The sequence below is a fragment of the Marinobacterium arenosum genome (assembly GCF_019795155.1).
Lineage (GTDB): Bacteria > Pseudomonadota > Gammaproteobacteria > Pseudomonadales > Balneatricaceae > Marinobacterium_C > Marinobacterium_C arenosum.
Window position 1 is genome coordinate 25740 of sequence record NZ_JAILYN010000047.1, and the last position, 8705, is coordinate 34444.

The 8705-nt window shown below is 60.9% G+C and carries 7 protein-coding genes; 1 reads left to right on the plus strand and 6 read right to left on the minus strand.

The window, feature by feature from the left end:
- Nucleotides 1–174: 174 nt before the first annotated feature.
- The 6 genes from K6T12_RS17315 to K6T12_RS17340 form a co-directional block, all read right to left on the minus strand.
- Nucleotides 175–1137 (minus strand): energy transducer TonB, encoded by a 963-nt coding sequence (locus tag K6T12_RS17315; protein WP_315853627.1) that lies wholly within the window; start codon nucleotides 1135–1137, stop codon nucleotides 175–177.
- A 12-nt stretch (nucleotides 1138–1149) separates the two neighbouring features.
- Nucleotides 1150–2100 (minus strand): glutathione synthase, encoded by a 951-nt coding sequence (gene gshB, locus K6T12_RS17320; RefSeq protein ID WP_222224132.1) that lies wholly within the window; start codon nucleotides 2098–2100, stop codon nucleotides 1150–1152.
- A 16-nt stretch (nucleotides 2101–2116) separates the two neighbouring features.
- Entirely contained in the window at nucleotides 2117–2860 is a 744-nt protein-coding gene (locus tag K6T12_RS17325; RefSeq protein ID WP_222224133.1) for a 16S rRNA (uracil(1498)-N(3))-methyltransferase, read from the minus strand.
- Nucleotides 2861–3293: 433 nt separating this feature from the next.
- The gene (locus K6T12_RS17330) at nucleotides 3294–4694 is read right to left on the minus strand and encodes a TRAP transporter large permease (protein ID WP_222224134.1); all 1401 of its coding nucleotides are present in this window, start codon (nucleotides 4692–4694) and stop codon (nucleotides 3294–3296) included.
- Nucleotides 4691–5257 (minus strand): TRAP transporter small permease, encoded by a 567-nt coding sequence (locus K6T12_RS17335; RefSeq protein ID WP_222224135.1) that lies wholly within the window; start codon nucleotides 5255–5257, stop codon nucleotides 4691–4693. The genes K6T12_RS17330 and K6T12_RS17335 overlap by 4 nt, the downstream gene beginning before the upstream one ends.
- 120 nt (nucleotides 5258–5377) lie before the next feature.
- Nucleotides 5378–6361: a TRAP transporter substrate-binding protein gene (locus K6T12_RS17340; protein WP_222224136.1), complete on the minus strand. Its 984-nt coding sequence runs from the start codon at nucleotides 6359–6361 to the stop codon at nucleotides 5378–5380.
- Between the two features lie 433 nt (nucleotides 6362–6794).
- Between K6T12_RS17340 and K6T12_RS17345 the strand changes: the two genes are divergently transcribed.
- Nucleotides 6795–8399, plus strand: a complete 1605-nt coding sequence (locus K6T12_RS17345) for a methyl-accepting chemotaxis protein (RefSeq protein ID WP_222224137.1) — start codon at nucleotides 6795–6797, stop codon at nucleotides 8397–8399.
- Nucleotides 8400–8705 lie beyond the last annotated feature (306 nt).

Genomic DNA, 8705 nt, shown 5'->3' on the forward strand with positions numbered 1-8705 from the left:
GCTTGCCCCTTATACAGCGTAAGATAGCGATTGATGGCACCGCAACGGCCGCCAGCCACCTGCCTTCTGAAGCAGGATGCCCGGCATGGCTGCAACCGTCTCACCTCGACCGTTAGGCAGCAATGCGGTGGATCAGTTCATGTTAACAGGCCCGGGGATGATTCCACCGGCGACCTAATATACTTGTGCCCGCTTTTCGAATTTCCAGGTGCGGATGACCTCCAGCACATCGGTGGTCTTGCGCATCTCCACCGGGAACGGCTGGAACGGCGCCGCCAACCGGACGATCCGCACCGCCGCATCGTCCAGCACCTTGTGCCCGGACGACTTGAGCACCTGAATCTCCTTGACCGAGCCGTCCGGCAGGATCGACACCAACAGCCTCAGACTGCCATAGGTTTTATGTCGGCGTGCTTCATCAGGATAGTTGAGATTGCCCACCATCTCGATCTTACGCCGCCAGCTGTCCAGATAGGCGGCATCCTCGCTGAAGCGGGTGGCGGTGGAGGTCAGCCGACGCACTTTGGGCCGCTTGGCCAACCACTCCTGCTGATGGTCGATCTGCGCCTGCAGACTGGCGATCTCCAGGCTGCGGGCCAACAGCGAGGTGGCACTGCCGGTGCTGCGCGGCGGCGCGGCGGCCTTGTCCTGGTGCTGCTGGTCCGCCTGCTTGCGCTTACTGTCAGCCACCGTGGTCACCACTTTCTTATCGCCCGCGCTGGATTTTTCCGGCGAGCGTTCCGGCTGGGTACTCAGCTCCCGGGTGGCCGGCTCCGGTGGCTGCGGCTGTTTCACCGGCGTTTCAGCGGCATTCTGCTGCGCCGTCAGCGGCTGGCTCTGCTGGGCCTGGAACTCGGCCTGTTCGGTGGTGGCCAGCCGCTGTTTTTCGTCTTCGGTACCACTGCCCTGCTGGTTGGCCTGAGCAATGAAATCGGCCTCTTTCGGTGCCTGTTTGCTCTGGTACTGGGCCAGGGTGATCTCGAGGGTCTTGGTCGGCGGCGGCGCGGGCGTGGCGCTGAAGCTGACCCCCAGGATGACCATGGCGTGCAGCGCCACCGCCATGAACAGGGTGAACCCCAGCCGGTCCCAGACACTGACCGCCGACTGCATGGCGGTCTGTGCAACGCCCTTAGTCACCGCAGCCCCCGATCAGCCGGCCAGGTGGCGTTCGATCGCATCCATCAGCTGCATTCCGATATCCAGATCGAACTGGTCGTCCAGTTCGCGGATGCAGGTTGGGCTGGTGACGTTGATCTCGGTGAGGTAGTCACCGATCACGTCCAGGCCGACGAACAGCAGACCGTGCGCCTTGATGGTCGGCGCCACCTGCTGGCAGATCCAGCGGTCGCGCTCGGTCAGCGGACGGCCTTCACCACGGCCGCCGACGGCCAGGTTGCCGCGGGTCTCACCGGCCTGTGGAATACGCGCCAGCGCATAGGGTACCGGTTCGCCATCGACCAGCAGGATCCGCTTGTCGCCGTCGACGATCTCCGGGATGTACTTCTGCGCCATGATGGTCTGCTTGCCGTGCTGGGTCAGGGTCTCGATGATCACCCCCAGGTTGACGCCATCTTCGGTGATCCGAAAGATCGAGCTGCCACCCATGCCATCCAGCGGCTTGAAGATCACATCCTTATGTTCGGCATGAAAGGCGCGCAGCTGATCGGCATTGCGGGTCACCAATACCGGCGGACAGCACTGCGGGAAATGGGTGGCGAACAGCTTCTCGTTGAAATCGCGCAGCCGCTGCGGGTTGTTGACCACCAGTACGCCATCGCTTTCGGCCATCGCCAGCAGGTGGGTGGAATAGATGTATTCGTTGTCGAACGGCGGGTCCTTGCGCATCAGCACCACGTCCAGCTCGGCCAGCGGCAGCTCCTGATAGTCACCGCGCTGGAACCAGTTTTCCGGCTCCATCGCCACCGTCAGCGGCGCCATCCGCGCCTTGACCACGCCATCCCGCAGGAACAGATCGGACTGCTCCATATACCAGAGCTGCCAACCCTTGCGCTGGGCGGCCCAGAGCATCGCCAGCGAACTGTCCTTCTTGAAGCTGATGGACTCGATCGGGTCCATCACGATACCCAGCTTTATGCTCACCTGTGCTACCTCTAACTTACGGAGTTTGTTGGCCGGCCATATCGCCCCACAGATAATGCAGGATCGACAACGCCGCCACCGGTGCGGTTTCAGTACGCATCACCCTCGGTCCCAGCGCCACCGGCTGAAAACCGTTGGCCTGCGCCAGCTCGACTTCAGCATCGCTGAGGCCACCTTCCGGGCCGATCAGCAACGCCACCGAGGCCGGCGGCGGCAGCTGACCCAGCGGGGCCGCGGTATGGTGATGCAGCACCAGTTTCAGATCCGCCTGTACGCTTTGACACCAGTCAGCCAGATTCTGCACCGGCTGAATCTCGGGCACCCGGCTGCGGCCGGACTGCTCGCAGGCACTGACCGCCACCTGCTGCCAGTGGCGCTGACGCTTGTCCTGACGCTCGCTGTTGAGTTTCACCTCGCAGCGCTCGGAAAACAACGGTGTCAGCTGCCGCATACCCAGTTCGGTGGCCTTCTGGACCGCAAAGTCCATCCGCTCGCCACGCGAGATCGACTGACCGATATGCACCTGCAGCGGCGATTCAACTGCACTGGGGCAAGCCTTCTCGACCCGGGCGCTGACCCGACGCTTTTCGACGATGGCGAGTATCGCATCGTACTCGACACCGTCGCCGTTAAACAGCTGGATCGACTCGCCGGCACGCATCCGCAATACGCGGGCGATATGCTGCACGGCATCGTCAGCCAGTTCGACATCGCTGCCGCTCTGCAGCGGGCCGGGGTGATAGAAACGGGGGATACGCATCCTGATTATGCATCCGGTAATTCGCTAAAGCCGCTATTATGCCACAGCCCCGCCGATCTGCCGGGCCGGCGGTGACCGAAATGGTGAACGCTCTGTTGTGGTTTTGCTTGGTGCAGTGGGGAACGCGCATCGGAAATCGGAAATAAAAAAAAGGTGCCTATAAAGACACCCATTCAGGAAGCGGACGGAGCGCAGGCTCCGCCAGGATGAGACAGAAGGCTCCTGCAAGAAAAAAGGAGCTGTACCTGATCGGCCACCGGCGCTGTGCGGCCTCCCCGTATGGAACGGCGGTGATCTCCGGTACTGTCCAGACCGCTGTATTCAGAACCCCCTGCCCTGCAACGGCCCTTCAGGTCCAGCCGATCGCCGCCCTTGGCACAGGGCCGGCGACCGACAGGTACAGTCTCCTGTTAAAACGATTGCCCTCGGCTACTTAGTTATAACCACGCATCTGATCGATCAGCTCCGGCAGGAACAGCGAGATCTGCGGGATATAGGTGATCAGGCCGAGGAAGAACAACAGCAGGCCCAGCCACGGCAGGCAGGCACGGATCACCCAGACCATATTGCGGCCGGTGATACCGGCGGTGACGAACAGGTTCAGCCCCACTGGCGGCGTCAGCATGCCGATCTCCATGTTGACCACCATGATGATACCCAAGTGGATCGGATCGATGCCCAGCTGAGTGGCGATCGGGAACAGGATCGGCGCCATGATCAGCAGGATCGCCGACGGCTCCATGAAGTTGCCGGCAATCAGCAGCAGGATATTGACCACGATCAGGAAACCCCAGGCCGGCAGCCCCCACTCGATGATCACCTCGGCGATGCTGTGAGGAATCCGCTCGGTGGTCAGCACGTGGGCGAACAGCATCGCGTTAGCGATGATGAACAGCAGCATCATCGATACCTTGGAGGCATCCAGCACTACCTTGCGTACCTCCGGATGGCTCACCGACTTCGGCAACGCCAGCACCATCTGCAGACCGTTACGCACCACCGCCGTCGGCAGCGCTTCGTCAGCCTTACGCCAGACCACCCCTTTCATCGGGCCGATGTCACGATACCCGACCACGGCGATCAGGTAGGCATAGACCGCTGCCACCGCCGCCGCTTCGGTTGGCGAGGCGATACCGCCGTAGATCGAGCCCAGTACGATGATGATCAGCATCAGACCGCCCAGCGCGATCATCCCGGAACGGGCCAACTGGCGGAAGCCCGGGAACGGCTGCGCCGGCAGTTTCTTGATCCGTGCGGCGATGTAGATCGCCAGCATCAACAAGCCACCCATCATCAGGCCCGGTATGAAGCCGGCCATGAACATCCGCGACGCGGACACCTCGGTGGCCGCAGCGTAGACCAGCATTACGATCGACGGCGGGATCAGGATCCCCAGCGTGCCGGCGTTGGCGATCACCCCGGCGGCGAAGGACTCCGGATAACCGGAACGTACCATACCGGCGATCACGATGGTGCCGATCGCCGCCACCGTGGCCGGCGAGGAGCCGGACACCGCCGCGAACAGCATGCAGGCCATCACCGAGGCCATCGCCAGGCCACCGCGCACATGGCCGATGCTGTCGATGGCAAAGTTGATCAGCCGCTTGGCGACACCGCCGGTCGACAGGAACGCCGACGACAGGATAAAGAACGGGATCGCCAGCAGCGTGTAGTGCTCGGAGGTGGCCTCGAACAGCTTCAATGCGATCGACGCCAGCGAGTCGTTCGAGAACAGCAGGATGGTGGTGATCGAGGACAGTCCGAGCGCGATCGCGATCGGCATCCCCATCAACATGCAGCCGAACAGGGCGATAAAGAGTACTGCGATAGTCATGAACGGGCCTCCTGTTTGCTGTCATCCTCGACGCCAGCTTTCAACTCTTCGGCGATCTCCATCGACTCCTTGGCTTCGTCGGCAAAATGGAAGCCCTCGGCATCGCCCTGGATCACTTTCCAGGCCAGCTGCAGGAAGCGGATGATCAACAGCACGAAACCGATCACCAGGATGCTCATGGCGATCCATTTCGGGAACGGCAGGTCCTCCAGTTCGATGCCGATCATCTTCATCTTCGACAGGTAGATCCAGGAGCCGTACAGAAACAGGCCGCAATAGACCAGGCACAGGCCGACCGCCGCCAGGGTCACCGTCCGGTGCAGACCGCGCGGCAATAGCTTGACGAACACGTCGACGCCGATATGGGCGCCCACCTTGACGCCGTAGGAGGCGCCGAACAGTACGAACCAGGCAGAGAGCAGCAGGGTGACCTCCTGCGCCCAGTGCAGGCCGGTATTGAAACCGAAGCGCAGCACCACTTCGGCGAACACCAGCAGCGTCATTGAAACCAGCAGCAGGGACAGGAAGCCCTCCTCCAGGTGATTGATCAGCTTGCGCAACATGACGATTTCCTCAACAAGAACTCGCGCCGGGGTCGATACGCAGGGCAGGACACGGTCATGCCCTCTCCTGCGTGGACCCCACGGGGATGGGGACGGTCCCGCGGGACCGCCCCTGACGACTTACTGGTTGGCGGCAACCGCGGCGTCGATCACGTCCTTACCGATATCGCCTTCGAACTGCTTCCAGACCGGCTTCATCGCTTCAACCCACTGGGCACGCTCTTCAGCGGTGATCTCGATCACTTCGGAACGCTTGGAGTCGATGATCGCCTGCTTGTCGGCCCGGGCCTTCTCGGCGGCGATGTTGTTGCCGTAGGCGATCGCTTCGTCCAGCGCCTTCTTCACTTCAGTGCGCAGGTCTTCGTCCAGGCTCAGCCAGAACTCAGCCGAAGAGACCACCAGGTAGTCCAGCACGCCGTGGTTGGACTCGGTGATGTACGGCTGTACTTCGTAGAACTTCTTGGAGTAGATGTTGGACCAGGTGTTCTCCTGGCCGTCGATCGCCTTGGTCTGCAGCAGGGTGAACACTTCGGAGAACGGCTTCTTCAGCGGCACCGCGTCAACCGCTTCGAACTGCGCCTGCAGCACGTCGGAGGTCATGATGCGGAACTTTTTGCCGTTGGCGTCAGCCGGTACCCGCAACGGATCGCTGGCGGACAGCTGCTTCATACCGTTGTGCAGGTAACCCAGCCCCACCAGCCCTTTCGTCTTCAGCGAGCCCAGCAGCTCCTGCCCCTGCGGGCCCTGCTGGAAGCGATCCACGGCCGCCATGTCCTGGAACAGGAACGGCAGGTCGTACACCTGCAGCTGCTTGGTGTACTTCTGGAACTTGGACAGTGCCGGCGCAGCCATCTGCACGTCGCCCAGCAGCATCGCCTCCAGCACCTTGTTATCGCCGAACAGCTGGGAGTTCGGGTAGACCTTCACTTCCACCTTGCCGGCCAGACGCTGGTCCACCAGCTCTTTAAATTTGGTCGCCATCTGACCTTTCGGGGTGTTTTCCGCCACCACGTGGGAAAACTTGATCTCAACCGGTGCCGCGGACGCCGCCTGGGCACCCAGAGTCAGAGCCAGAGAGGTAACTGCAGCTGTCAGTAAACGCATGAGGTTTCTCCTGTCGATCTTTTGCTTATTTTTCAGAATCGTTCCTCGCCCCGCGCAAAAACGCGTCGGGAACCTGATGTACTAACAGCAAAACCGGGACCAACTTTGAAAAAACCCTCAACAATTCATCCATTTCCCTTATAAATCATAAAGTTGAAATATTTCGACCGGCATAATCACCGACCGACCGCGCTGTCCGGATGGGTGGGTTTCCACCCAAGCCGCTGAAAAGCATTGGCGAATTCCCACCCAATAGGGCCTAGGGCCGGCGAATTATCTGGAACTTTATTGATCTGGATTGCGGAGCAAAGAATGTTCAGGCTGTATCTTCCGAGCTCATGCTGATTAAGGTATGTTCGATAACCAATAAAACTAAAACTATAACCAGATAGCATTGCGAAGTTCTTGCGCAGTTCACAGGCAGGCTAAATTCATGACCAGTCTCTCGATCCAGACCAAAGTCAACCTCTCCCTCGCGGGGGTCTTCCTGGTGGTGCTGATCAGCTCACTGACAGCGATCAACCGCAGCGAAACCTCGCTGGCCCGTGAAGTGGCCCACACCACCACGGTCAACACCGCGGACTCCTATTTCGACAGCATCAACATGCTGATGCTGAGCGGCGCCATGGCCAACCGCCAAACGCTGCAGAAGAAGATTCTGTCCAACGAGGATCTGATCGAGGCGCGTATCATCCGTGGCGACGCGGTCAAGAACATGTACGGCCCCGGCTCTGCTGATGCGGTAATCATGGACGAACTGGACCGCCGGGCGATGGCCGGCGAACAGATCATCGAGGATATCGAAGACGAGGAAGGCCATCGGCTGACTGTGATCACGCCGATGAAGGCCCTGTCTGAACACAAGGGCACCAACTGTCTGCTGTGCCATGCGGTGCCGGAAGGCACCGTGCTGGGTGCGGTACGGGTTACCTATGACTACGCTTCGCTGGACGGTCAGATCAACGACAACCTGCGTACCGTGGCGCTGGTGGAGCTGGGGCTGTTCGTCGCCGGGGTGCTGCTGATCAGCCTGCTGCTGCGCAAGCTGGTGGTCACCCCGATCAACCAGCTCAGCAAGACCATCCACACCATCGAACAGGACGCCGACCTGAGCCAACGCATCAAGGTGAACTCCGGCGATGAGATCGGCACCATGTCCACCGCCTTCAACTCGATGCTGCATACCTTCCAGGACAGCCTGACCCAGGTCAGCGCCACCAGCCACCGGCTCAGCGATTCGTCCAGCCAGATCAACAGCATCGCCGAGCTGGCCAATAGTGCGCTGGCCAATCAGCAGGCGCAGACCGACGCTGTGGCGGCGGCGATGAACCAGATGGATGGAGCCACCCGCAATGTCGAGCAGAGCGCCGAGAATACCGTGACGATGTCCAACGAGGCGCTGGAGCAGAGCCTACAGGGCAACGCCATCACCGACGAGGCGATCACCTCGATGGAGGAGCTGAAAGGCAACATCGAAGCGGCCACCGGGGTGATCCGCAAACTGGACGAGCAGAGCCAGAACGTCGGCACGGTACTGGAGGTGATCCAGAAGATCGCCGAGCAGACCAACCTGCTGGCGTTGAACGCCGCCATCGAAGCGGCCCGTGCCGGTGAGCAGGGCCGCGGTTTCGCGGTGGTGGCCGATGAGGTGCGCACCCTGGCCAGCCGGACCCACAACTCCACCGAGGAGATCAACGCGATCATCGAGGCGTTGCAGGCCGACGCCCGCGAAGCGGTAACCGCCATGGAGCGGGCGATGGATAGCGCCAGCAGCGGCGTCGACCATGTCCAGCGCACCTCCGAAGCGCTGCACCAGATCGCCGAAGGGGTCCGCTCGATCAATAACATGAACCACGAAGTAGCCAACTCGGTTCGTGAGCAGACCCAGATGGCCTCCAGTGTCGAAAGCAGCGTTTCCGAAATCGCCAGCGCGGCACGCAACACCTCTGAACGGGCTGGCAAGCTTAACAACGTGGCCCACGAGCTGGGCTCGCTGGCTCACCAGCTGGAAGGCCTGGTGCAGCGGTTTAAATTGTAGGGCGCCAGCGTAGCTGCAAGCTGCAAGCTGCAAGCTGCAAGCTGCAAGCCATAGGCTAGAAACAAAGCCCGCGTTGTCAAAGACAGCGCGGGCTTTTTAATGGTCGCCGACGACAGCCACGCCGCAGCGCCGTCAACTCAGAACTGTTAACTCAGAACTGTTAACTCAAACCTGTTAACTCAGATCGAGTAGGAGGAGGCCTCACGGCCTCCGTCCTCTCACACCACCGTACGTACGGTTCCGTATACGGCGGTTCATGTCATACATTTGAGCCGATGGTATTGTCCCATCAGCGATACCAGTCCG